The organism is Peribacillus sp. YIM B13482 (genome assembly GCF_042787975.1).
Lineage (GTDB): Bacteria > Bacillota > Bacilli > Bacillales > DSM-1321 > Peribacillus > Peribacillus simplex_A.
Window position 1 is genome coordinate 148,271 of the sequence record NZ_JBHZPF010000003.1, and the last position, 24,454, is coordinate 172,724.

Consider the following 24,454-nt stretch of genomic DNA (forward strand, 5'->3'; position numbering starts at 1 on the left):
TGATCACGTTAAAAATCATATTTGATTGCGAGTAATTTTGTTTTATGGTTATATGAAGGTAACTCTTGGGATTAGGATGGAAAGAAGGTTTAACAAAGGATGTTATTGGTATCTGGATTACTATTAGTCATCATTTTACTGATAGTTGCCACGATCATTTATATGTGGCGTACGGCTAAGCAAAATAGGCTGATTTTTCAAGATTTATATTTCAAAGACTTTCCTGAAGGGTTTGGCGATATGCGGATTTTCTTCATATCCGATCTTCATCGACGGATCATATCGGATAAATTAATTGAGGGTGCCCGTGACAAGGCAGATTTGGTAATCATAGGCGGGGACATAAGGGAAAGAGGGGTCCCCATAGAACGTGTGGAAAAAAATATATTAAAATTAAAAGAACTTGGTCCCCTTTATTTTGTTTGGGGAAATAATGATTATGAAGGGGATTTCCATGAGCTTGATGCAACTCTTCTGAAGCATGGAGTAAAAATGCTTGATAATACAGCTGTTTCTTTTGAGTCTCAAAATGGCAGCAAAATCGCTCTTCTGGGCATTGATGATATAACGGAGGAACGAGATAGGCTTGACCTTGCTCTGTCGGATTGCGGGAATGAGGCTTTTCGAATTTTGGTGAGTCATAACCCTTTGATAATGAAACAATTGATTCCGGAACACCAGATAGGTCTCGTCCTGTCCGGTCACACGCATGGCGGACAGATCCGCATATTCGGATTAGGGCCCTATAAGATAGGCAGCATTAAAAAGGAGGGGGAGTGTTTGTTTATGACGAGTAATGGTTATGGGACAAGCACAGTCCCTTTAAGGCTTGAGGCTAAGCCGGAAACGCATCTATTCAACCTGAAAAGGGGGACGAGCACGGAGGTGGGCGTTGCGGTGGAGAAGACCTATTAAGCTGCTTTTAATCTAGCATATCTGGATTTTACAGACTTAAAATAATCAACTATAATTTCAACAAATGAACGTACAGTTATTGGAGGCCTTGTAAAACCATGCAAGAAGGTAAATATAATATAAAGGCAGTTTCAAAACTGCTAGACATTCAGCCGGGAACCTTGAGGGCATGGGAAAGGCGCTATAAATTTATCGAACCTGTCAGGAATGAATCAGGGCACAGGCTGTATACAGAAAAACATTTGCAAATCCTAAAATGGCTCATCAATAAAACAGAGCAAGGTTTCACAATCAGCCAGGCCGTTTCACTTCTTGAAAGTACTGGCACTCTAGCGACTGAAGTTCCTGAAATGACCCGTAAGGACGAACAAACGATTAAGTTATCGGATCAATTAATCGAGGCCCTATTGAATTTCAATGAAAATAAAGCACACATGCTGATAAGCCAAGCATTCAGTATGTATACACTCGAACATACCATAGTTGATATACTCGGTTCCATATTGGTTCAGGTAGGGGATAAGTGGGAAAGGGGAGAAATTACTTCCGCCCATGAACACTTTGCTTCGAACATCCTAAAATCCAGGATCAGTTCAGTCATGCATACGATTCCGACTAACGGTTTTCTTCCGAAAGCCCTTACCGTTTGTGCCCCTGGTGAAAAACATGAATTCGGACTGTTGGTCTTTACCGTTTTTTTGAAACGGAAAGGATATGAAACCATTTATTTGGGAGAATCCATCGTCGATAAGGATCTTTTTACTGTTTTAAACATCATAAGGCCCTCATACTTATTCATGTCATGTTCACTGATAGAGAATCTCGATGGAACATTCAGGCTGGTTGAAGCCTTAATAAAGGATTTTCCGGATTTGAAGGTGGGTCTTGGGGGTGCGGCGCTGAGCCTTGTATCCGAAGAAATCCGTACTTCCTTCAGCGGAGTTTTAATGGGGGATACACAATCGGAATGGGAGGAATGGCTGAAAGGTTAGCGGCAGGCTTTGGAGAAATAATGGATATGCACTCTAAGACCAAGGCTTCATATGATGTATGAAGATGGTAACCAGGGGGCATTTTTTTATGAAGCTGGAGCGATTAACTAATAATAAAATCAAGATTTTTTTGACCCTTGATGATTTGATTGATAGAGGTATAACAAAAGAAGATATTTTAGGGAATTCCTTAAAGGTCCACAAGTTATTTCAGGATATGGTCGAAGAAGCGTGCGAAGAACTCAGCTTTAAAATGAGTGGTTCCATTGCAATCGAAATTTTTTCCCTGCCTGCTCAAGGGTTAATAATTATTGTAACGAAGGAAGAAGAGGAGTTATTGACAGACGAAGAGGAATTTTTGGATTTACAGGTGAAAATTGATGACCATCCCCATATTCTGTATGTTTTCGATGATTTTGAAGATATCGTCCAATTATCTCAAAGATTGTCTTTTCAAGGTTTGATAAAGAGTAATCTTTATCATTATGAGGGAAGATACTATTTACTTATCGAAAATATTATAGACGCGACATATGACACGATCATCTCTTTAGCGGCTGAGTATGGCCATGCATCAACACTGACACTCTGCCGCATCAATGAATATGGAACATGTATAATCGAAAATGAAGCGATACATGTTTTGATCTCACACTTTAGTTAGATGTAAACCGAAAGAGACAAGGCAGCCACATAATGGAAAATCAATGCGGGTTGCCTTACTTGTCTCACCTTTCCTGCAGAAGAAAATATATGATAAAAGGGTAAGAAAACAGTTGATATGATAACGTTTTCATTTTTAGAATATTTCCAACTTTTAAATTCCCATTTTAACTCTTGCATAAATATAACGAAGGTGTATACTAGCACATGAAGAGGACTATTTGAAGATTATAATTTGATATATGGATGAGATTTTCTAGGAGGTACTTTTAATGGAATCGGCAAAAGGCAATAGCCATGTAAATGAAGAGGAAAAACACGACGTACTGAGGTCTACCCAAACAGTAATACATAAAGCTTTAGATAAGCTGGGTTACCCGGAAGAAGTTTATGAGCTTTTGAAGGAACCATTGCGTTTATTAACGGTGAAGATGCCAATCCGCATGGATGATGGATCAGTTAAAATTTTCACTGGTTACCGTGCACAGCATAACGATGCTGTTGGGCCTACAAAAGGTGGTATCCGTTTTCACCCAAATGTAACGGAACGTGAAGTGAAGGCATTATCCATTTGGATGAGTTTGAAATGCGGAATCGTTGATTTACCATATGGCGGGGGTAAAGGCGGTATCGTTTGTGATCCTCGTAATATGTCCTTCCGTGAGCTGGAAAGGCTAAGCCGTGGCTATGTTCGCGCAATTAGTCAAATCGTTGGGCCGACTAAAGATATCCCGGCACCTGATGTATTTACAAATTCTCAGATCATGGCTTGGATGATGGATGAATACAGCCGTATGGATGAATTCAACTCACCAGGATTCATTACGGGTAAACCGCTTGTACTTGGTGGTTCTCATGGCCGTGAATCAGCCACTGCCAAGGGTGTAACGATTTGTATCAATGAAGCTGCCAAGAAACGCGGCATTGATATTAAAGGTGCACGTGTCGTCATTCAAGGTTTTGGTAACGCAGGTAGTTTCTTAGCTAAATTCATGCATGATGCAGGTGCTAAAGTTATTGGGATTTCAGATGCATATGGTGCTCTTCATGATCCTGAAGGCTTGGATATCGATTATCTTCTCGATCGGAGAGATAGTTTCGGAACCGTTACGAAATTGTTTAAAAGCACAATTTCAAATAAGGAACTGCTTGAATTAGATTGTGATATTTTAGTTCCGGCTGCAATTGAAAACCAAATCACTGAAGAAAATGCTGCTAATATCAAAGCATCGATCGTTGTCGAGGCAGCAAACGGACCTACAACAATTGAAGCGACACAAATCCTAACGGATCGTGGAATCCTTCTTGTTCCTGATGTTCTTGCTTCTGCTGGTGGAGTAACGGTTTCCTACTTCGAATGGGTACAAAATAATCAAGGATATTACTGGTCTGAAGAAGAAGTGGACGAAAAGCTGGAAAAAATCCTTGTCAAATCTTTTAATAATATATATGAACTTGCACAATCCAGACGTGTTGATATGCGTCTTGCGGCTTATATGATCGGTGTAAGAAAAATGGCTGAAGCTTCACGCTTCCGTGGTTGGATCTAAAAGATTCAGATCATGTATTGATTATAATTAAAATCATGTTCATTGCTTTATCATTGAAATGATTTGTAAAAACTCCTATCATGTATTGATAGGAGTTTTTATTTTTAGACGAACGAATTATATAGTGAATGGAAAGGCAGTGGAGTATAGATGAATGTTGAAGAAGTCATTATCATAGGCGGGGGGCCTTGTGGATTGGCTGCTGCTATCGCTCTTAAAGAAGTGGGAATACAGTCCCTGATCATTGAAAAAGGTAATGTGGTGGATTCCATTTACCGGTATCCAACTCACCAAACATTTTTCAGTTCAAGTGAAAAACTGGAGATTGGTGATACCGCTTTTATTATCGAAAATCGTAAACCGGTCCGTAATCAGGCGCTAGCCTATTATAGGGAAGTGGTCAGAAGGAAAGAATTGCGGATCAATAAATTTGAAAAAGTAGAAAAAGTGGAAAAACGTGAAGATGGGAAATTTTTGGTCAAGACATCAAAAGGTGACTATACTGCTCTACATGTGATCGTATCGACCGGATATTATGATCATCCTAACTATATGTGCATTCCAGGCGAACAGCTTCCTAAAGTGTTTCATTACTTCAAGGAGGGCCACCCCTACTTTAATTGTGATGTTGCAGTCATCGGTGGTAAAAACTCAAGTGTGGATGCGGCACTGGAATTGGTCAAATCAGGCGCAAGAGTTACAGTCCTTTATAGAGGATCGGATTACTCTTCAAAAGTCAAACCATGGATTCTTCCGGAATTTGAATCATTAGTCCGCAATGGAACGATCAAGATGGAGTTTAATGCGAATGTTGATAAGATAACTGAAGATAGTGTCATATATCATGTAGGTGAAGAGGAAAAAGTTGTTAAAAATGATTTTGTGTTTGCCATGACTGGCTACCATCCTGATCATACCTTTTTAGCTTCAATGGGCATAAATATTGATAAGGAGACTGGAAGGCCCGAATATAACGAGGAAACGATGGAAACGAACGTTAAGGGCCTTTATATTGCAGGAGTTCTGGCAGCAGGAAATAATGCGAACGAAATCTTCATTGAAAATGGCAGGTTCCATGGTGGTTTGATTGCCTATCATTTGGCTGTTAAAGAAAAGTGAATGGAATGAAAAGGAGATGGGTAAATATGGATAAAATAACATTGATAACGACAGGCGGGACTATTGCCAGTAAAGAAACCATTAATGGTATGTTGGCCTCAGGTGCATTGACTGGCCAGGAGTTGGCATCACTTTGCGAATTACCCAACGATATCGAGGTTAAAGTGGTGGATGTTTTCCAGATTTCAAGCATGTCCATGTCCTTTGAGAAAATGCAACAGCTTAAATTAGCCATTCATAAGGAATTGGAAGATCCGGAAGTTACGGGAATCGTTGTGACCCACGGTACGGACACACTAGAGGAAACGGCTTACTTCCTTGATGTCACGAATAAGGATCAACGTCCAATTGTATTAACCGGCTCCCAGCGGTCTCCCCATGACGTGGGAACCGATGTATATTCCAATCTAAGGAATTCAATATTATGCGCTGCGAGTGATTTGCTTAGGGATGTTGGCGTAGTTGTCGTTTTTAATGAGCGGATCTATTCAGCAAAGTATGTTAAAAAAGTCCATGCTTCCAATTTGCAGGGATTCGAATCCTTTGGATATGGATATTTGGGGATAATTGATAATGATGTCGTAAGCATTTATCAAAAACCTTTACATAGGGAGTATTATGAGATTCAGAATTGCATTCCCAGAGTGGATATCATCAAGTGCCACACAGGTGCTGATGGCATCTTTATTGATGCAGCGGTTGCAAATGGTGCAAAAGGCATCGTGCTCGAGGGTGTAGGAAGGGGACAAGGCACCCCTGAAATGGTAACTTCCATACAAAATGTTATCGATAATGGCATTACGGTCGTCATGACAACAAGTGCCGAAGAAGGTAAAGTTTACCCGGCATATGATTATGTAGGCAGCGCATTTGATTTAAAACAGCGCGGCGTGATATTAGGTGCTGATTATGACAGCAAAAAGGCTAGAATTAAGTTAGCTGTCGTGCTGGCAAGCGAAAACTCTGTAGATGAAACCTTCTTTAAGTAAATAAATGCTGGAAGACTTGATTCTTGGATTCAGTTTTTCTTCATTCCGTGGTACGATTAAGGAAAAGAAGAGGAAAAGAGGGTCAGCTAATGCTGGTCATGTTGTCAGCGGCTATTGCGCCAGGGTTGGCGCTACTTAGCTATTTCTATTTGAAAGATCAATATGAAACCGAGCCTATATCGGTTGTTGTCAAAACATTTTTATTCGGTGTCTTTCTGGTTTTGCCGATAATGTTCATACAGTATGTGCTCGAAACGGAACATATCTTGAATACCGACTTAGCTAATGCATTTTTATGGGCTGCACTGCTTGAGGAATTCTTCAAGTGGTTCATTCTCATTTATGTTATTTATCAGCACGTAGCATTCGATGAGCCATATGATGGAATCGTGTACGGCGCTGCAGTCTCCCTTGGATTCGCTACGATGGAGAATATTTTATACCTGCTGGCCAACGGGGTGGAACATGCTTTTCTCAGGGCGGTTCTCCCTGTATCCAGTCATGCTTTGTTCGGTGTGCTCATGGGGTATTATTTGGGCAAGGCGAAATTTTCAGCTTCGAATAATAGGTTCTATTTATTATTGGCATTGGTCATCCCAATTGCTTTACATGGGGTTTATGACTATATTTTAGTTTCCCAAAAATTTTGGGTATACTTCATTATGCCATTTATGATTTACCTATGGTGGTTAGGTATGAAAAAAGTAAAAAAAGCACGTTTGTTGTCTGACTTTCACGCAGAAAAACTTTCTCAAAAACATTTTATTAGCAAATGATAAATACTTCGAAAACGGAGTGCTGGCATATTTTGCCCGCTCCGTTTTTTTATGGTATGGAATAAAAAAGCCAGTTAAGAAGAAAATAGTATTACATTAATTCAAGAAAAAGAGGAGTGTTTTTGATGAAAGGAATTTCGTCAAAATGGAAATGGCTATTGCTGTTTTCGTGTATAACTATTTGTTTCGGAATTTACCCGGAAACAAAAACAAATGCCTTTTCGAGCCAAGTCATTCAAAAAGGTGCGGTTGGTGATGATGTAATTGAAATGCAGGCACGATTACAAAACATCGGTTACTATAATGGAAAGATTGATGGAGCCTATGGATGGGGAACTTATTGGGCACTTCGAAACTTTCAACAAGATTTCGGGCTTCCTATCGATGGTTTAGCAGGAACTTCAACAAAACAGAAGTTGACCAATGCCTCTAACTTCAATAAAAAATTTGTTCACGAACAGATCAATAAAGGGAACGAGTTCACCTATTATGGGGGGGTTCCCATTGAAAAACAGGTGAAAGTGAAAAGAAATGCAAATGGATCCAAGTCAGGTGGAGGCAATGCCACTTCCGGAAATGCCCCTTCCAAAACGGCGACATCAGCCAATCTTCCGGGAGGATATTCTCAAAACGATATACAGCTGATGGCCAATGCCGTTTATGGAGAGGCACGAGGGGAGCCATATGCAGGTCAGGTTGCTGTTGCAGCAGTAATACTGAATAGGGTGGAAAGTGCAGCTTTCCCGAATACGATTTCAGGAGTAATTTTTGAACCTGGGGCCTTTACGGCTGTTGCGGATGGACAGATTTGGCTGACTCCAAACGAAAGGGCAAAAGAAGCCGTGGTGGATGCCATCAATGGTTGGGATCCAAGCAGTAATGCAGAATATTACTTTAATCCCGATACGGCAACAAGTAAATGGATCTGGTCAAGACAACAAATTAAAAGAATCGGAAAACATATCTTTTGTAAGTAAAGAGGTGAAGGAAAATGATCAGGAATATAGTGATTGCCCTGCTTGTTGTAGTTGTTGCAGGAACTGCATTCTGGGGCTATCAAGAACATAAGGAAAAAAATGCCATATTAATCAACGCGGAAAATACGTATCAGCGAGCCTTTCATGATTTAAGCTACCAAGTAGATTTATTGCACGATAAGGTCGGCGGTACTTTGGCGATGAATTCAAGATATTCATTAAGTCCAGCTTTAACAGATGTTTGGCGTATCACTTCCGAAGCCCAAAGTGATGTAGGGCAATTGCCATTGACCTTGCTTCCTTTTAATAAGACAGAAGAATTTTTATCAAAAATTGCGGACTTCAGTTATAAAACAGCTGTACGTGACCTTGAAAAAGAACCATTGAATGATCAGGAATATTCGACTTTGCAATCCTTGTACACGCAGGCAGGGGACATCCAGGACGAGTTAAGAAGAGTCCAATATCTAGTCCTTAAAAACAATTTAAGATGGATGGATGTCGAAATGGCTCTTGCATCTGGAAAAGAAAATTCAGATAACACGATCATCGACGGATTAAAAACTGTAGAGAAAAAAGTTTCTGGATATGGGGAAACAAATGAGATGAATCCGACGTTTACTACTGCACCACAGAAGGATGAAAACTTCAAAAATTTGCAAGGTGCAACGATTACAAAACAAGAAGCGATTGCGACAGCAAAAAGCTATGCTCATTCAAAAAGCAAAAATTTGAAGGTGAATGTTGAAGAAAACGGCAAAGGTTCCAATTATGGATTTTATAGTGTGAGCATCCTCGATAAGGACTCCGGTACCGAATTAAATATGGATTTAACAAAAAAAGGCGGTTACCCTATTTGGTATATCAATAATAGGGACGTGAACAAAACAAATATTGATTTGAATCAAGCCAATACAAAAGCCATAGATTTTTTAAAGGAACATGATTTCAGTTCACTTGAATTATTTGAAAGTGCTCAGTACGATAATATCGCTTTACTTAATTTCGTATCATCTGAAAATGGAGTCAAAATTTATCCTGAATCAGTCAAGGTCAAAATCGCATTGGATGACGGATCCGTTATAGGATTTTCAGCTGACGAGTATTTAAAATCACATAAAACCAGGGAAATAGGAAATCCGAAAATATCCGAGAAAGAAGCTAAGGACAAAATCAACTTGAATGTGAAAATAATGGAAGAAGGAAAGGCGTTAATCATCAATGATATTGGTGAAGAAGTACTTTGTTATGAATTTCTCGGCACGATTAAAGAGGATACCTACCGTATTTTCATTAATGCAGATACTGGTCAAGAAGAAAAGGTGGAAAAATTAAAGAACTCCGAACCCGTATACGAGAATTTAATTTAAACTGTCAGGATGTTTCATTCATTTAGGGAAATGTGCTCAGTCACTTTCCCTTTTTTTATTTCATGACATAATAAATTAAATGTTTTTTGAATTATATGGGAAAATTCATTGGTAATGTTATGTTGTTTCCTGATATGTTCAAATACGTGCGAATGGTTGTAGCCCTGATATGGCATATATCCAGAACATTCCTGGTGTACTTCCTTTCTCATATACATACGGTTTCGCAATTATACCTGTGGATGGCGCTTACACTAAAATCAGGGAGATCCATTATTTACGTTTAAAAGTAAAGTCACTCGTGTAACGGAGAAAGAGCATGGAGATAAGCTACTGTCCGTCAATTTCTTGGACTGACTAAAAATGAAGTACAGACACTAATGAGATTCATTTTTGAAAAGCAGGTCGATTTAAAGAAAAAAAGGCTTGTAAGTTTGACATGATTGAATGAAAAACAGCTATTCCATCCATACTGCTAATATAAACAGTATGGAAGGTGCGGCTTATGAAAACATTTGAAAGACTATTAATTAAAGTGATAATCATCCAATTAGCCTGCTTATTTTTTTTCCAGTTCCTTTTGAGCAGGGAGGATCAAATCTTTGATTTGACCAAGCTTTCGAGGTATGAAGGTGTCACTAGCAATAATTATACGAAAATCATTGAAACATTCAATGGGACCTCAAAGTAAAAGCGGTGATCCGCTTTTTTTTGTATGAAGATTTTGGGTAAAGGGAAATGATTGATGGATGTATGATCGAGAGATGAACTAGGTGATTTTGAACGTACACTTCCCTTTTATTAATGATTTTCCCGCTAGATGTGATAAAATATAAGGGTACTAAATAATCAGCATGATTGTAGGATTCTTGGGAGGATTTATGGAAAAAAAATTATCAGTTGCAATCGATGGACCAGCTGCTGCTGGAAAAAGCACGGTTGCTAAAATTGTTGCAGAAAAGTTCAATTACATATATGTGGATACAGGTGCAATGTACAGGGCCCTTACCTATAAGGCCATTAACCAACAGATTCGACTGAATGATGAACAAGCACTATCCGAAGTTCTCATCAATACAGATATCGAATTAAGACCAAGTGAAAATGGGCAGTTGGTGTTCGTGGATAATGTGGACGTGACAGCCCAAATCAGAAACAATGAAGTGACTGGTTCTGTTTCGGAGGTGGCAAAGCACCGGAGCATCCGGGAAGAAATGGTTTGCAGGCAGCAAATCTTTGGTGAAAATGGCGGAGTGGTCATGGATGGCAGGGATATCGGAACGCACGTTCTTCCCAACGCCGAAGTAAAAGTATTTCTAGTCGCCTCTGTAGATGAAAGGGCACAGCGGAGACATCAGGAAAATATATTGAAAGGTTTCCCATCCGATATCGAAAAGTTAAGGGAAGAAATTGCAACAAGGGACAAGCTGGACTCGGAACGCGAGGTATCGCCCCTGAAAAAGGCAGTGGATGCCATCGAAATTGATACGACTTCATTATCGATTCAAGAAGTGGCAGAAAGTATCATGTCTTTAATAGAAGAGAGGAAAAGATGAAATTGGATTTTTACACATTTGGCAAAAACGTCGTAAAAGCCGTGTTAATGCCAGCGTATAGGGTTAAGACGCTTGGAAAGGAACATATCCCTAAAAAGGGCGGAGTATTGATTTGTGCCAATCACATTGATAATTTTGATCCGCCTGTAGTTGGCATGACATCTCCAAGGGACATCCATTTCATGGCGAAAGAAGAGTTGTTTCAAGCACCTATTTTAAAGGGGATATTACCCAGAGTAAATGCATTTCCCGTGAAGCGGGGCAATAGCGATCGGGAATCCCTTAGAAAAGGTTTAAAGCTATTGAAAGAGGGCAAGGCTATTGGGCTGTTTCCCGAGGGAACCAGGAGTAAGACAGGTGAATTGGGAGAAGGTTTGGCTGGTGCCGGATTTTTCGCACTGCGATCTGATGCCGTGATCATACCATGTGCGATTATCGGCCCATATAAACTTTTGCGTCCTTTGAAGGTGGTTTACGGACCTCCTATAAATTTTACCGAATATCGGGAACGGAAAATATCAGCTGATGAAGCTACTAAAATCATCATGGAACAAATTGGAAAATTGATTTCCGAGCATAAATAGTTCATGATACTTGACAATTTTCTGATTTTGTTAGAATTTATAAAATAAGGGTATTGTTCCTTATTGGGGATGAAAAGGAATATAACCTTATTACTCTAAAAAAACTGTTTTTATCTTTATTAGGAAAGTGTTTTTATTGAACCACTTTAAATAAAATATGTGGCCGATGAAGAGGAAGTTTGCTGATCAGTCATGGGTTAAGGAGGAGTTAGTAATGACAGAAGATATGAACCAGGTAGAAGTGAACAATTACAAAGTTGGGGATCAAGTTAAAGGTACCGTTTCAAAGGTAGAAGAAAAACAGGTCATTGTCGATTGTGAAAACAGCAAGACAGATGGAATCATTCCTATCAGTGAGTTATCGAGCCTTCATGTCGAAAAGGCGTCAGATGCCGTTTCGGTAGGTGATGTATTGGAGCTGGAAATCATTAAAGTAGAAGAAGAAGCTCTCATTCTATCTAAACGTAAGATTGACGCTCTGAAAGCATGGGATGACCTGGAATTGAAATTTGAAAACGGAGACGTATTTGAGGCTGAAGTTAAAGATGTCGTCAAAGGCGGGCTTGTTGTAGATCTAGGCGTACGTGGTTTTGTTCCAGCTTCTCTAGTAGAAGACTATTTCGTTGAAGACTTTTCTGATTACAAAAACAAAACTTTAACATTCAAGATCGTTGAGCTTGAGAAAGACAAGAATCGCTTAATTCTCTCACATCGGGCAGTCGTCCAAGACCAAAAGGAAAAACAAAAAGCAAACGTTTTGGATAAGATTGAAAGCGGGCAGGTGCTTGAAGGTGTGGTCCAAAGGATTACCGATTTTGGTGCATTCGTGGATATTGGCGGCGTAGATGGTCTTGTCCACATTTCCCAGCTATCCCATCAGCATGTCGAAAAGGCATCCGATGTGGTTTCCGAAGGGGATAATGTGCAGGTGAAAGTGCTATCCATTGATCGTGATAATGAAAGGATTTCACTTTCCATAAAGGATACTCTTCCAGGACCATGGTCAGGAATTGCAGAAAAAGCGGCAAAGGGCTCTACACAAGATGGTATCGTTAAACGCCTTGTTTCTTTTGGTGCATTCGTTGAGATTTTCCCAGGGGTAGAAGGTCTTGTCCATATTTCACAGATCTCGCACAAGCATATTGCAACACCACAAGAAATTCTTAAAGAAGGCCAGTCTGTCGAAGTGAAGGTCCTGGATGTCAATGAAACGGATCAACGTCTATCATTGAGCATTAAAGAACTTGAAGAACCTCAATCCAAATACAACACATCGGATTATGAGCTTCCTGAAGAATCGAAGGGCTTTCAGCTAGGTGAAATGATTGGTGATCAATTGAAAAAACTAAAATAAGATAATAATGGTGAGGGCCTTGGAGAGAGAACAACGAAAATTAGATCATATAGAATTTGCGTTAAAAACAGGTCAGCAGCATAAAACCGGGCTAGAGGATATTTCGTTTATTCACCAAAGCTTACCAGGAATTTCCTTGAATAATGTGAACCTATCAGCGGAAGTTGGCGGACTTGAATTAAGTTCGCCAATTTTTATAAATGCCATGACCGGTGGCGGAGGCCCTGAAACTGAAAAATTGAATGGTGACCTGGCCATTGCTGCCCGGGAAACAGGAATCGCTATGGCGGTTGGATCACAAATGGCAGCCATCAAGGATTCTTGTCAGCAAGACTCCTTTAAAGTGGTAAGACAGGAAAATCCTGATGGGGTGCTGATTGGTAATCTTGGCGGTGAAGCAACAGTCGAACAGGCAAAGCGAGCCAGCGAAATGATCGGGGCAAATGCCCTGCAGATTCATCTTAACGTCATTCAGGAATTGACGATGCCTGAAGGGGATAGGAATTTTGCGGGTACCCTTTCGAGAATAGAGAAAATCAACAGAAGTATCGGAATTCCTGTCATCGTAAAAGAGGTTGGATTTGGGATGAGTAAGGAAACGGTGCAGCAATTACATTCCGTTGGTGTATCGATCATTGATGTAGGCGGGTTTGGCGGAACGAATTTTGCTAAAATCGAAAATGAAAGACGAGCGAAAATACTCGGATATTTTAATGAATGGGGCATACCGACAGCTGCTTCGATAGTCGAAGCCGTTAATGTTTCACCTCAGCTTTCAGTTATTGGATCGGGGGGCATTCAAAGCCCTTTGGAAATTACAAAAAGCCTGGCCTTAGGAGCGAAAGGTGTCGGGTTAGCCGGACATTTCCTCAAGCTGCATAAAGAGTTTGGCCTGGTACAATTGATTAAAGAAATAAACTACATACATGAAGATTTAAAGATCATCATGACTGCACTAGGGTGCGGTAATATCTCAGAATTAAGGAACGCGAAAATAGTCATCAAAGGCAACACCTATCATTGGTTATCTCAAAGAGGCATAAATTGTTCGGCATATGCTAAATGAATTCCACAAAAAGAAGCATCTCAATTGAAACCATTGAGATGCTTCTTTTTGTTCGGGATAACTTAGCTATTCCTTTTTCGTGCCTCTTCGGGACTTTCCATTCTTGTTGCCCCTTTATGACCCAAGGATTGGTCCCTATCGGACTCCACCCGTCTACTTTCTTTCAATTTCTTTTCTTGTCGATCTTTACCCATGTTTACACCTCCTTTTTAAAATGATAGGGGGACGGTTTTATGGATGAATATTGCAGTTCCTCATTTTAATCCCCGCCTTTACGTTTATTCTTTGAATAAACAAGCCATAATGTTCCTAAAAGGGGGATGCTGCATGGATGGAATTTTGTTTTATTGGATGTCATGGATAGTTTGGGTCATTGTCATGTATTTTATTCCAAAAACGGTCCCATTTCGTTTTGATTTTCTTTTTCATCTATTAGCCGTAATGGTATTAACGGGGTATAAACTGGAGGTTTCCTTATTTTCCATGCATTTGAGCGGTCCATATCTTTTCTTTATACTATGTGTGTATATTAGGAAACAATCAATCATCAAGGTGATGGAACTGATCTGCGGAAGTCTTATTATCACTCTCGCCTATGCCAGTTTTCAACTTTTTTCTTTACTTGATCCGATATGGCTCATCATGAAACCCTCTTATCTTTTGTGTATTTTCCTGAATTATCTTATCCTATTACTTTTTAAAAATTGGAAACATCGATTGTTCGTCCTTTTAATCGGTTTGATAATGGGTGATATCATATATTCTGGATTGCTTGTTTATCACTCTTTGTCTTATGTGGCCCTTGCATACGCATGGCACGATAATGCAGTGCTGATATTGGGCACGAACATACTGTGGAGAATGTTGGAGCTTGTTGGCCAATACATTTATTCATCATCCCAATCGAGATTGTTATCAAAACAAAGAAAAGAGAATTTTAATCAATGAGGAGTATTGGGAAAGATTAAGGAAAAAAGATATGGGGTGTTATCCGTTTTTATCCAAAATGCTGCAGGTTTAAATGGAATCAATTGGAAGTGGAAGGCTTTTATGCATACAATCATTGTTGATTGGCGAGAAATTTGTTACTATAGGATAGTTAGAGTTCTGTAGATAAATCGTAAAATGCTCTAAAAAATTAAAAGGAAGCAGTGTGCCGAAAGCTTCTTCATTTTTTTGGGCTGTTTATAATCACGTTTTAGCATGCTGAGGGTTCAGCTTCACGTCACCTGAGGAACTGGGGAGTAAAGTGGACAAACTGCCTGTAAATACTTGATACGTTTAACTGAACATCAGTAGGGAGTTCTCTTACTGATGAAATTTTCCTTTATATGATGATGGATACAGCCTTTTCCTTTAAAAGGAAATAATGAAAATCAATAATGCAAAAAGCAACCTTAATAAATGCATTCATGAATTTCGTGACTTTGACAGAGATATAGTAGCAGAAAGGGTGAATAGCAATGCCAAAACCGGTAATTGCGATAGTCGGTCGTCCGAACGTGGGAAAATCGACAATCTTTAATAGAATAGTGGGAGAACGAGTTTCGATTGTCGAAGACGTTCCTGGAGTAACACGTGACAGGATTTATAGTTCAGGTGAATGGTTGACACATGATTTTAACATTATTGATACAGGTGGAATTGATATCGGTGACGAGCCGTTCCTAGAACAAATTCGCCAGCAGGCTGAAATTGCCATCGATGAAGCCGATGTGATAATTTTTATGACGAATGGTCGTGAAGGGGTAACGTCTGCAGATGAAGAGGTCGCTAAGATTCTCTTTAAATCGAGAAAGCCAGTTGTCCTTGCGGTAAATAAAGTCGATAACCCAGAAATGAGAGATCAAATCTATGATTTCTATGCGTTAGGTTTTGGCGATCCATTCCCGATCTCCGGGTCTCATGGACTTGGTCTTGGTGACCTACTGGATGAAGCGGCCAAACACTTCCCTAAATTCAGCGGCCAGGATTATGCTGATGATGTCATTAAATTCAGTTTGATTGGACGACCGAATGTAGGTAAATCTTCACTGGTCAATGCATTGTTAGGTGAAGATCGTGTCATTGTAAGTGAAATTGAAGGAACGACTCGCGATGCGATTGACTCCCCTTATAAATATAATGGTAAAGAATATGTCATTATTGATACTGCTGGGATGCGGAAAAAAGGGAAAGTGTATGAAAGTACGGAGAAATATAGCGTTCTTCGTGCATTAAGGGCAATTGAACGTTCAGACGTTGTTCTTGTGGTCCTGAACGCTGAAGAAGGTATTCGTGAGCAGGATAAAAAAATTGCCGGATATGCCCATGAAGCGGGTAGAGCGGTCATCATCGTCGTCAATAAGTGGGATGCCATCGAGAAAGATGAAAAAACGATGAAGGATTTTGAAGAAAAGATCCGTGCCCATTTCCTATTCTTGGATTATGCGCCAATCATCTATCTTTCTGCCTTAACTAGAAAAAGGACACATACCTTAATACCAGTCATCGATCAGGCTAGTGAGAATCATGCTATCCGTGTTCAGACAAATGTATTGAATGAAGTGGTCATGGATGCCGTGGCGATGAATCCGACACCGACTCATAATGGCAACCGTTTGAAAATCTATTATACGACTCAGGTTGCGATTAAGCCGCCTACTTTCGTTGTATTCGTTAACGATCCGGAGTTATTGCATTTCTCATATGAGAGATTTTTAGAAAATCGAATTAGGGATGCCTTTGGTTTTGAAGGAACACCGATACGAATTTTTGGACGCCAAAGGAAATAGTAAAGGTGGTTATACAATGGTGAAAGCAAAAGAAAGTATCGCTGTGATTGGTGCAGGGAGCTGGGGAACTGCTTTAGCGATGGTAATAGCTGATAACCAGCATGAAGTGAGATTATGGGGACACAATCAGAAACAAATTGATGAAATGAATCAAAATCATACGAATGAAAAATACTTGCCTGGGATTGAATTGCCTTTGGGGATTAAAGGATATTCGTCCATTAAAGAAGCGTTGGCCGGGATTGAAATAATTATTTTGGCGGTGCCGACCAAAGCCTACAGGGAAGTGCTTGGTCAGATTAAAGAGGCTCATGATAAACCATTGACGATCGTTCATGTGAGTAAAGGAATTGAACCTGATTCACTGCTTCGTATATCGGAAATGATTGAAGAAGTCTCTTCGGCGGATTGGCTTAAAGATATAGTGGTTCTTTCAGGCCCGAGTCATGCAGAAGAAGTCAGTCTGCGTCACCCGACAACAGTTGCCGTTTCTTCAAAGAATATGAAGGCAGCCGAAAGGGTTCAGGACATCTTTATCAATAATAATTTCCGTGTGTATACAAATCCCGACTTGATTGGTGTTGAAATCGGTGGGGCATTGAAGAACATCATTGCTTTGGGTGCCGGCCTTACGGATGGTTTAGGCTATGGTGATAATGCCAAGGCTGCATTAATGACACGGGGATTGGCTGAAATATCCCGCCTGGGGGTGGCCATGGGGGCCAACCCACTAACGTTTTCAGGTTTAGCTGGGATTGGCGACTTGATCGTCACTTGTACAAGCGTCCATTCCCGTAATTGGAGAGCTGGGAATATGCTTGGTAAAGGGCAAAAGCTTGAAGAAGTTTTGGAAAACATGGGTATGGTCGTTGAAGGTGTCAGAACCACTAAAGCCGCCTATCAACTAGCTAAAAAGTACGAAGTGAACATGCCGATCACAGAAGCCTTGTACGATGTTTTATTCAATGGGGAAGAAGTGAAAAAGGCAGTTGACCTTTTAATGAATCGTTCAAAAACGAATGAAATGGAAGAACTTTTTAACATATTGGATAGCAGACAGCAGGATTAACCTCGCGTTTGTTGATTTTAATAAAAGAATTTCATTAAATTAGGCATTCGATGATGCGCCTTGCCGTGTATCAGCATACAATGCAACGAAAGTAAACTAGTAATTTGACCTCGGCACGGGGGATTTAGTCAAATGAGCAGAAGGTATCTTTATATCTTCTGCTTTTTTTATGGGCAAAAATCATTGATTCTCTTTTAGCTAACTTTAGGGATTATGAATAATTGCATGAGTTATTCAAATTTGCATGAAATATTCTACTTATTTCCTTGTTTTTTGTTAAAAATCGACTTTTTTTTTTGGTATGAAAATTGCGAAGTGTAATATAACAAAAAAATTATAAAGGAGGCCAGGAAAGTTGGTTAACTTTTCTGGCTAAACAAGGAAGGGGAAGGATACATGCAAACAGGTCAACTGAAAAGGTCTTTAAACTTATGGCATATCGTATTGCTTGGTGTTGGTTATATGACGCCGATGGTTGTTTTTGATACTTTCGGGATAGTTTCAGAAGAAACGGGGGGGCATGTGCCAACAGCTTATGTCATTGCTCTTATGGCGATGTTGTTTACTGCAGCCAGCTATGGAAAAATGGTGAAAATTTATCCGCAGGCAGGTTCATCCTATACTTATACTCAAAAAACGATAAATCCACATTTAGGCTTCCTTGTCGGGTGGTCATCGATGCTTGATTATTTATTTTTACCGATGGTGAACGCCATTTTAACAAAAATATACCTAACAGCTCTTTTTCCTGAAGTATACCCGTGGATATGGGTAGTGGCATTTGTTCTTTTAATGACAGGGATTAACTTATTCAATGTTAATTTTGCTGCCAACTTTAATAGCTTTCTAGTTTTCTTTCAAATGTTGGTCATCATTATTTTTGTGGCTCTTGTGGTCAAAGGGGTCATGGGTGGAGAAGGAACAGGTGACGTTTTTTCAGTTAAGCCATTCATCGGGCCTCATATGGAAATGTCGACACTCATTACAGGCGCTACAATCCTTTGTTTTTCGTTTCTGGGGTTTGACGCTGTCACTACATTATCGGAAGAAACACCAAATCCATCTAAAACGATTCCCCGGGCCATCTTTTTGACTGCCCTGATCGGTGGGGTTTTATTTGTGACGGCTGCATTCTTTACACAGTTATTTTTCCCTGATGTTTCCCGTTTTGGCGATCCTGAGGCGGCTTCCCCGGAAATTGCCCTTTTTGTGGGCGGGAAGTTATTTCAAGCTTTCTTTCTCGCTGGAACTTTATCCGGTACCCTTGCCTCCGGTCTTGCATCCCATGCTAGTGTTTCTAGGTTGTTATATGTCATGGGGCGTGACCAAATGATCTCAAAAAAACTTTTTGGGTTTGTCCACCCCAAATACAATACGCCATTTTTTAATGTCATCTTTGTCGGGGCCATATCAATGATTGCCTTATTCCTTGATTTGGTTACGGCCGCTTCCCTCATTAACTTTGGGGCTCTAATTGCTTTTACTTTCGTGAATATTTGTGTAATCGTCCATGCAATAAGAAACAAAAGTTTCCGAACGATGAAAGGATTTCTTTCAACTATTCTGTCCCCGGTTATTGGAGGGGCATCGGTATTCATTCTGTGGCTTAATCTCGATATGAGTTCATTGATCCTAGGGGTTGTCTGGGCGTTAATTGGAATTTGTTATCTTCTGTACCGGACAAAATGGTTTACGGAATCCCCTCCGCTATTTCATTTTAAAGAAGCCCAGTGAATCCACTCTATTGATGTAACGAAGGGGGGGGTTATAAGTCTGATGAGAAAATGGAGAGGTTTCATGCCTGTTATTCTATTCGGTTTTTCATTCATGGCTTTAGCAACGGTGTTCAGCACATATGGCATCGCAGCAGAAATGTCACATGTGGTTCCTGGAGCCTACATACTCGCTTTAATGGTGATGCTTTTCACGGAAAACAGTTATGGACAGATGGCGAAGGTCATTCCATCGGCAGGTTCAGCATATGCCTACGCAAAAGTCGATTAATCCATATGCCGGTTTTCTGGTGGGTTGGTCGATACTAATGGGTTTTATTCATTCCAATGGTCAATTATTTGTTGTTCAGCCGTTCTTTTCAGCAGCTTTCCTTCTGTACGGGCTTTGAGTTTACTGATTATTTCGACGATTATCAATGTTGTGGAGGATATTAAATACGAAAAGGTGAACGCCCCTTTGTCCAATGAAAAATAAGTAAAAGATGTATAACTGATCTTTAGGTCAAAAGGGTTCAATAAAGAACTCTTCAGACTGTAGACAAACTCGATAATAATTGAGTTTGTCTACAGTCTTTTTGAGGGTTTGTAAAATAGAACGTTGATTGGAACGTAGGGCACTCGCTTTCCACGGACGGTCCGCCCTCGGCCCTTTGCGCCTGCGGGGTCTCCCCTTGGACGGGCTTTTCCCGCAGGAGTCTCACGCACCCGTTCCAATCACTTTGTTTTAACATGTAGAAGGAACCCCTTTTATTATGGATCGAATAAAGGTAAATGTTGGGTATAAGAAGCTGGACATATTTATTTTTTATCTTGCAATTCAGAATTGTGTTAAAATATAGGTTGGGTTACAAAAGGAGAGTGAAACTGTGTTATCTATTCCGGATGATAAAATTAGACCATTCATATCTATAGAAATTGATCAGCCAACATTTTCAGAGCAAAAAATTGATGAGATACAGGAACCTTTCTTTTTTCTTATGAAGGATAATCAAGTATTTGCCTATATCCGCATGGATGACCTCCCGTTAAATGAAAGAGTAACGACAGTCGATCAGCTTTTACAGTATGCTTTCTCGATTGAAAATGTTTGTAAATTGCATCCAAACATTTCCATGCCGCTCCTGTTTCAAATTATCGGTGAACCTATCGTACTGATAAAAACGGATGAAGGCCTGCTTACCGGTTATGTAAAAAGGGAAGATGTTTTAGCTGAATTATTCAAGCAGGACAGCAAACAAAACTTAGACCTGCTAAATGTGATTTTAACATCCATTCCTATGGGGATTTTTGTGGCTGATAAAGAAAAAAATATCGTGAACTTCAATGAATCTGGCTTGAAAATGATAAAAAAACCTTCAGAACAAGTCCTTAATGAACCTGCTGCAAACATCTTCGATAAGCAGCATATACATAACGTGTTTGCCAGCGGGAGCAGTATTCTTAATCAGCTGGAGATTACTGATGTCATGAGTGTGCTTGTCGATTATAGCCCGATTTTAAATCATGAAAAAGAAGTCGAAGGCCTGATCATCATCGTTCAGGATTTACCGATGGTTGAGGAAATGGCCATGGAAATAGATTTGATAAAAAGCTCGAATAAAGACTTGAATGCCATTTTAGCGAATATCTATGATGAAATTCTGGTCGTCAATCAAAAAGGGGAGCTATTACGCTATAGTGACAGCATCATCTCAGGTTTCTGGGGAAAGGATTTAAAAGATTATATCGGAAAGAATCTCTTGCAATTAGAAGATGAAGGGATTTTCAATCCTTCGGTCCCCCGGTTAGTCCTTGAACAAAAAAAGAAAGTATCGATTGTCCAAGATACGAAAATGAATAAAAAAGTACTTTCCGTTGGTACTCCAGTATTCAATGAAAAAGGGGATATAGAGCGTATAGTCATTGCATCTAGGGATATAACGGAAACGGCACAATTGAAATCGGAACTAAATGAAATGAAGAAAGAACTGGACTCATTCAAAAAGCAAGATCAATTTTATAAAGAGTTGATTTTTGCCAGTCCTAAAATGGAGCAGATAATCAGCCAAGTCCAGAAAATCGCTCATTTTTCATCTACTGTATTAATCAACGGGGAGTCGGGAGTGGGTAAAGAAGTGATAGCCGAAGCCATCCATAAAATGGGCAGGCGCTCCAAGCAACCTTTCCTGAAGATAAATTGCGGGGCGATTCCGGAAAACCTCCTCGAAAGTGAATTGTTTGGTTATACGAAGGGTTCATTTACAGGAGCGGATAAAAATGGGAAAGTAGGATACTTTCAACAGGCCAATAACGGTGTTTTATTCCTTGATGAAGTGGGTGACATGCCTATACATCTGCAAGTCAAGCTACTGCGAGTCCTCCAGGAACAGGAAGTGATCCCGATAGGCAGTACGACACCTGTCTCCATCGATGTTCAAATTGTTGCGGCAACGAATAAGAGACTGGAAAAAATGGTCGAGATGGGGACGTTTAGAGAAGATTTATTCTATCGATTGAACGTCATTCCCATACATGTGCCCCCGTTAAGGGAAAGGCCGGAGGATATACCGCCGCTAGCCTTTCATTTTCTGCAAAAACTGAATGAAAGGTATCAGCGGAATTACCACTTTTCCCCTGATGCCTTGAATATACTGGAAGTCTATACATGGCCGGGGAACATTCGTGAATTGCAGAACATGATTGAAAGATTGGTTGTTTCTGCAGATGAAGAGATGATAGATGCCGGCTTCATTCAAAGGTTCATTCCGGTCGGCAGTGACTTTAAACAAACAAAACCCATCATTACGAGAATCCTTCCGCTGCAGGAAGCCCAGGATCATGTTGAAGAGCAATTAATCATGCTGGCCATGAAACAGTATAAAACTACGACGAAAGCGGCAAAAGCGCTGGGGATAAGTCAATCATCAGTGAGCAGGAAGTATCAAAAAGTCTTGGCTGAACAGAGTAAGAGGATCGAAAAAAATGCATATTGAAAAAAAGCCGTTGACGAGTGATGTTATTCACTTATCAACGGCTGTTTTTATGAAGGAATTTGGTAAGCTTTTTTAATGGTTTTCCAAGGATAGATTATGCAAAGTAAAATAATGATATGCAAAATTGCATAGGTTTAGTGGTATTTATTAAAAAAAATGCGATTTTATTGGTTAATTATCTTGGCACGGTACTTGCTTGGTAAGTAAGTATAAGAAAAAAGGGAGGTAAGCATTAAAGATTCATCAAAAGCATCCTTAATTAACCATCCAATAAATTTATAAAAAAGGGAGAGTATAAAATGTCAATTAACGTAGAAAGTAAAACTCAAGCCAACCAATCAGAAACCCAGGATTATATTAAAAAGGTGCTTCAATTAATTGAGCAAAAAGAAATTTCAAAAGAAGATGCCCAATGGGTAACGAAAGAAACGGTCGAGAATTTCCGTAACCATGTAAACCCAGGGTTTTTGGAATATCGGAAGACGGTCACTAAAGACACACAATTCGCTGCGGTAGAGTGGTCTGATCAAGATTCATGTTTTACGGATGTTAATGGAAAAAAATATATTGATTGTTTAGGTGGGTTTGGCATTTATAATGTTGGCCATCGTAACCCTAAAGTAGTAAAGGCCGTAACCGATCAATTGCAAAGACAAGCCCTTCATAGCCAGGACTTACTTGATCCATTGCGTGCAATGCTTGCAAAGATCCTAGCCGATATCACGCCGGGAGATTTAAAATACTCATTCTTTACGAACAGCGGTACGGAGAGCGTGGAGGCTGCGCTTAAGTTGGCCAAAATGTACAGTGACAAATACACGATTATTTCAACGACAAAATCATTCCATGGTAAAAGTCTTGGTTCCTTATCAGCAACAGCAAAGGGCATGTTCCGAAAACCGTTCATTCCACTGATTCCAGGTGTGCGTCATGTACCTTTCGGTGATGTGGATATGATGAGAAAAACGTTTGAAAGTTGTGCGTTGGTCGGTGAAGACGTTGCTGCTGTGCTGTTGGAGCCTATCCAGGGTGAAGGAGGGGTCATCCTCCCTCCGCAAGATTATTTAAAGCAGGTTCGGGCACTATGTGACGAATATGATGCGTTATTGATATTGGATGAGGTTCAAACAGGAATGGGACGTACAGGTAAAATGTTTGCATCCCAGCTTTATGATGTGGTACCGGACATTCTTTGTTTAGCGAAAGCATTTGGCGGCGGAGTAATGCCTGCAGGGGCCGTTGTAGCCAATGAGAAAGTGTTTAAAAGCTGGTTCGACAATCCATTCATGCACACTACGACATTTGGAGGAAATCCACTCGCATGTGCTGCTGCCATTGCTACGATCGACGTGCTTTTGGAGGAAAAATTACCGGAGCGTGCTGCAGAAGTTGGTGAATACTTCTTAAATGGGTTAAAGGAAGTGGCTAAAGAGCACAAAGATAAGGTATTGGAGATTCGCGGACAAGGATTGATGATTGGTATTGAGTTCCATAAAGACGAAGTGGGTTATGAATTTTCTAAAGCCCTCTTTGATAAAGGCATCTTGGTGGCAGGTACGCTTATAAACTCCAAAACAATCAGGATCGAGCCGTCATTGACTATACATTTGGATGAAGTGGATACAGTCATAAAAGCGTTTAAAGAGGTTTTGCCGACGCTTCAATCTTAATATAAGTAAGCAGAAAAACAGCCTTAGGGCTGTTTTTCAGTTTGTCGACAAAAGGGGTTCGGAATGAATTAATTCCGAACCCCTTTTGATATTTTCTTGGAACCCACTATGTTAGGCCATTTTTGGACCTTGCCATGTCCAATTGGCCATCTTCTTTATATTCATGGCATTGAAAGTAAGCATCGCCTGCATCGACAATTTTTTAAGTCCCCTTAAAGTAGTCCAACGCATACCATGCTTTTCTTTTGCATGCGTATTTCCAGGTGTTACAATCGACCCTAGCACAAAACCATTGCGGTCTGCAGCCGTGTGAAATGAATAGGCA

Annotated in this window: 23 protein-coding genes; 21 read left to right on the top strand and 2 right to left on the bottom strand. The window is 40.1% G+C overall.

What is annotated here, in order from left to right; translation table 11 throughout:
• The first annotated feature begins 99 nt into the window (after positions 1-99).
• The 14 genes from ACFX4L_RS03685 (at position 100) to fni (ending at position 13,911) form a co-directional block, all read left to right on the top strand.
• Positions 100-915 carry a metallophosphoesterase gene (locus tag ACFX4L_RS03685; RefSeq protein ID WP_284470300.1) on the top strand — a complete coding sequence of 272 codons (816 nt, stop codon included), beginning with the start codon at positions 100-102 and terminating at the stop codon, positions 913-915.
• Between the two features lie 98 nt (positions 916-1,013).
• Entirely contained in the window at positions 1,014-1,907 is an 894-nt protein-coding gene (locus ACFX4L_RS03690; protein ID WP_377383000.1) for a MerR family transcriptional regulator, read from the top strand.
• Positions 1,908-1,995: 88 nt separating this feature from the next.
• Entirely contained in the window at positions 1,996-2,571 is a 576-nt protein-coding gene (locus tag ACFX4L_RS03695; RefSeq protein WP_284470302.1) for a genetic competence negative regulator, read from the top strand.
• A 271-nt stretch (positions 2,572-2,842) separates the two neighbouring features.
• Positions 2,843-4,120, top strand: coding sequence for a Glu/Leu/Phe/Val family dehydrogenase (locus ACFX4L_RS03700; RefSeq protein ID WP_061463901.1), 1,278 nt, complete (start codon positions 2,843-2,845; stop codon positions 4,118-4,120).
• A gap of 150 nt (positions 4,121-4,270) precedes the next feature.
• On the top strand, positions 4,271-5,239 hold the full coding sequence (locus ACFX4L_RS03705) for a YpdA family putative bacillithiol disulfide reductase (protein ID WP_061463900.1): 969 nt from the start codon (positions 4,271-4,273) through the stop codon (positions 5,237-5,239).
• Between the two features lie 26 nt (positions 5,240-5,265).
• A complete protein-coding gene (locus tag ACFX4L_RS03710; RefSeq protein ID WP_061463899.1) occupies positions 5,266-6,228 on the top strand; it encodes an asparaginase in 963 nt (320 codons plus the stop codon).
• Between the two features lie 89 nt (positions 6,229-6,317).
• The gene (gene prsW, locus ACFX4L_RS03715; RefSeq protein WP_089364793.1) at positions 6,318-7,004 is read left to right on the top strand and encodes a glutamic-type intramembrane protease PrsW; all 687 of its coding nucleotides are present in this window, start codon (positions 6,318-6,320) and stop codon (positions 7,002-7,004) included.
• Positions 7,005-7,129: 125 nt separating this feature from the next.
• Positions 7,130-7,981, top strand: a complete 852-nt coding sequence (gene sleB, locus ACFX4L_RS03720) for a spore cortex-lytic enzyme (protein WP_284470304.1) — start codon at positions 7,130-7,132, stop codon at positions 7,979-7,981.
• Positions 7,982-7,995: 14 nt separating this feature from the next.
• A complete protein-coding gene (ypeB, locus tag ACFX4L_RS03725; RefSeq protein WP_377383006.1) occupies positions 7,996-9,351 on the top strand; it encodes a germination protein YpeB in 1,356 nt (451 codons plus the stop codon).
• Positions 9,352-9,856: 505 nt separating this feature from the next.
• The gene (locus ACFX4L_RS03730; RefSeq protein WP_061463895.1) at positions 9,857-10,042 is read left to right on the top strand and encodes a YpfB family protein; all 186 of its coding nucleotides are present in this window, start codon (positions 9,857-9,859) and stop codon (positions 10,040-10,042) included.
• A 190-nt stretch (positions 10,043-10,232) separates the two neighbouring features.
• Positions 10,233-10,907, top strand: a complete 675-nt coding sequence (gene cmk, locus ACFX4L_RS03735; protein ID WP_061463894.1) for a (d)CMP kinase — start codon at positions 10,233-10,235, stop codon at positions 10,905-10,907.
• 2 nt (positions 10,908-10,909) lie between these two features.
• Positions 10,910-11,491 carry a lysophospholipid acyltransferase family protein gene (locus tag ACFX4L_RS03740; protein ID WP_284472035.1) on the top strand — a complete coding sequence of 194 codons (582 nt, stop codon included), beginning with the start codon at positions 10,910-10,912 and terminating at the stop codon, positions 11,489-11,491.
• Between the two features lie 214 nt (positions 11,492-11,705).
• Positions 11,706-12,845: a 30S ribosomal protein S1 gene (gene rpsA / locus ACFX4L_RS03745; protein WP_061463893.1), complete on the top strand. Its 1,140-nt coding sequence runs from the start codon at positions 11,706-11,708 to the stop codon at positions 12,843-12,845.
• Positions 12,846-12,864: 19 nt separating this feature from the next.
• Entirely contained in the window at positions 12,865-13,911 is a 1,047-nt protein-coding gene (gene fni, locus ACFX4L_RS03750) for a type 2 isopentenyl-diphosphate Delta-isomerase (protein WP_377383008.1), read from the top strand.
• Between the two features lie 62 nt (positions 13,912-13,973).
• On the opposite strand, the gene ACFX4L_RS03755 is transcribed toward fni, so the two are convergent.
• Positions 13,974-14,105, bottom strand: coding sequence for a YpzI family protein (locus tag ACFX4L_RS03755; RefSeq protein ID WP_284470308.1), 132 nt, complete (start codon positions 14,103-14,105; stop codon positions 13,974-13,976).
• 133 nt (positions 14,106-14,238) lie between these two features.
• Here ACFX4L_RS03755 and ACFX4L_RS03760 point away from each other — a divergent pair, with 133 nt between their 5' ends.
• The 7 genes from ACFX4L_RS03760 (at position 14,239) to ACFX4L_RS03790 (ending at position 24,129) form a co-directional block, all read left to right on the top strand.
• Positions 14,239-14,859, top strand: a complete 621-nt coding sequence (locus ACFX4L_RS03760; RefSeq protein ID WP_089364789.1) for a YphA family membrane protein — start codon at positions 14,239-14,241, stop codon at positions 14,857-14,859.
• A gap of 515 nt (positions 14,860-15,374) precedes the next feature.
• Positions 15,375-16,685 carry a ribosome biogenesis GTPase Der gene (gene der, locus ACFX4L_RS03765; RefSeq protein ID WP_089364788.1) on the top strand — a complete coding sequence of 437 codons (1,311 nt, stop codon included), beginning with the start codon at positions 15,375-15,377 and terminating at the stop codon, positions 16,683-16,685.
• 16 nt (positions 16,686-16,701) lie between these two features.
• Positions 16,702-17,754 (top strand): NAD(P)H-dependent glycerol-3-phosphate dehydrogenase, encoded by a 1,053-nt coding sequence (locus tag ACFX4L_RS03770; protein ID WP_089364787.1) that lies wholly within the window; start codon positions 16,702-16,704, stop codon positions 17,752-17,754.
• 396 nt (positions 17,755-18,150) lie between these two features.
• Positions 18,151-19,488: an APC family permease gene (locus ACFX4L_RS03775; protein WP_377403950.1), complete on the top strand. Its 1,338-nt coding sequence runs from the start codon at positions 18,151-18,153 to the stop codon at positions 19,486-19,488.
• Positions 19,489-19,530: 42 nt separating this feature from the next.
• Positions 19,531-19,758, top strand: coding sequence for an APC family permease (locus ACFX4L_RS03780; protein ID WP_061463887.1), 228 nt, complete (start codon positions 19,531-19,533; stop codon positions 19,756-19,758).
• A gap of 595 nt (positions 19,759-20,353) precedes the next feature.
• Positions 20,354-22,459, top strand: coding sequence for a sigma 54-interacting transcriptional regulator (locus tag ACFX4L_RS03785; protein WP_377383014.1), 2,106 nt, complete (start codon positions 20,354-20,356; stop codon positions 22,457-22,459).
• Between the two features lie 299 nt (positions 22,460-22,758).
• Positions 22,759-24,129, top strand: coding sequence for a putrescine aminotransferase (locus ACFX4L_RS03790; RefSeq protein WP_284470310.1), 1,371 nt, complete (start codon positions 22,759-22,761; stop codon positions 24,127-24,129).
• A gap of 111 nt (positions 24,130-24,240) precedes the next feature.
• On the opposite strand, the gene ACFX4L_RS03795 is transcribed toward ACFX4L_RS03790, so the two are convergent.
• Positions 24,241-24,454: transposase (locus tag ACFX4L_RS03795; protein WP_377383016.1), on the bottom strand; the 214-nt coding region annotated here is incomplete at its 5' end.

Coding starts and splice junctions, on each gene's coding strand:
- ACFX4L_RS03685 (WP_284470300.1), top strand. CDS start 100: ATGTTATTGGTATCTGGATTACTATTAGTCATCATTTTACTGATAGTT.
- ACFX4L_RS03690 (WP_377383000.1), top strand. CDS start 1,014: ATGCAAGAAGGTAAATATAATATAAAGGCAGTTTCAAAACTGCTAGAC.
- ACFX4L_RS03695 (WP_284470302.1), top strand. CDS start 1,996: ATGAAGCTGGAGCGATTAACTAATAATAAAATCAAGATTTTTTTGACC.
- ACFX4L_RS03700 (WP_061463901.1), top strand. CDS start 2,843: ATGGAATCGGCAAAAGGCAATAGCCATGTAAATGAAGAGGAAAAACAC.
- ACFX4L_RS03705 (WP_061463900.1), top strand. CDS start 4,271: ATGAATGTTGAAGAAGTCATTATCATAGGCGGGGGGCCTTGTGGATTG.
- ACFX4L_RS03710 (WP_061463899.1), top strand. CDS start 5,266: ATGGATAAAATAACATTGATAACGACAGGCGGGACTATTGCCAGTAAA.
- prsW (WP_089364793.1), top strand. CDS start 6,318: ATGCTGGTCATGTTGTCAGCGGCTATTGCGCCAGGGTTGGCGCTACTT.
- sleB (WP_284470304.1), top strand. CDS start 7,130: ATGAAAGGAATTTCGTCAAAATGGAAATGGCTATTGCTGTTTTCGTGT.
- ypeB (WP_377383006.1), top strand. CDS start 7,996: ATGATCAGGAATATAGTGATTGCCCTGCTTGTTGTAGTTGTTGCAGGA.
- ACFX4L_RS03730 (WP_061463895.1), top strand. CDS start 9,857: ATGAAAACATTTGAAAGACTATTAATTAAAGTGATAATCATCCAATTA.
- cmk (WP_061463894.1), top strand. CDS start 10,233: ATGGAAAAAAAATTATCAGTTGCAATCGATGGACCAGCTGCTGCTGGA.
- rpsA (WP_061463893.1), top strand. CDS start 11,706: ATGACAGAAGATATGAACCAGGTAGAAGTGAACAATTACAAAGTTGGG.
- ACFX4L_RS03755 (WP_284470308.1), bottom strand. CDS start 14,105: ATGGGTAAAGATCGACAAGAAAAGAAATTGAAAGAAAGTAGACGGGTG.
- ACFX4L_RS03760 (WP_089364789.1), top strand. CDS start 14,239: ATGGATGGAATTTTGTTTTATTGGATGTCATGGATAGTTTGGGTCATT.
- der (WP_089364788.1), top strand. CDS start 15,375: ATGCCAAAACCGGTAATTGCGATAGTCGGTCGTCCGAACGTGGGAAAA.
- ACFX4L_RS03770 (WP_089364787.1), top strand. CDS start 16,702: ATGGTGAAAGCAAAAGAAAGTATCGCTGTGATTGGTGCAGGGAGCTGG.
- ACFX4L_RS03775 (WP_377403950.1), top strand. CDS start 18,151: ATGCAAACAGGTCAACTGAAAAGGTCTTTAAACTTATGGCATATCGTA.
- ACFX4L_RS03780 (WP_061463887.1), top strand. CDS start 19,531: ATGAGAAAATGGAGAGGTTTCATGCCTGTTATTCTATTCGGTTTTTCA.
- ACFX4L_RS03790 (WP_284470310.1), top strand. CDS start 22,759: ATGTCAATTAACGTAGAAAGTAAAACTCAAGCCAACCAATCAGAAACC.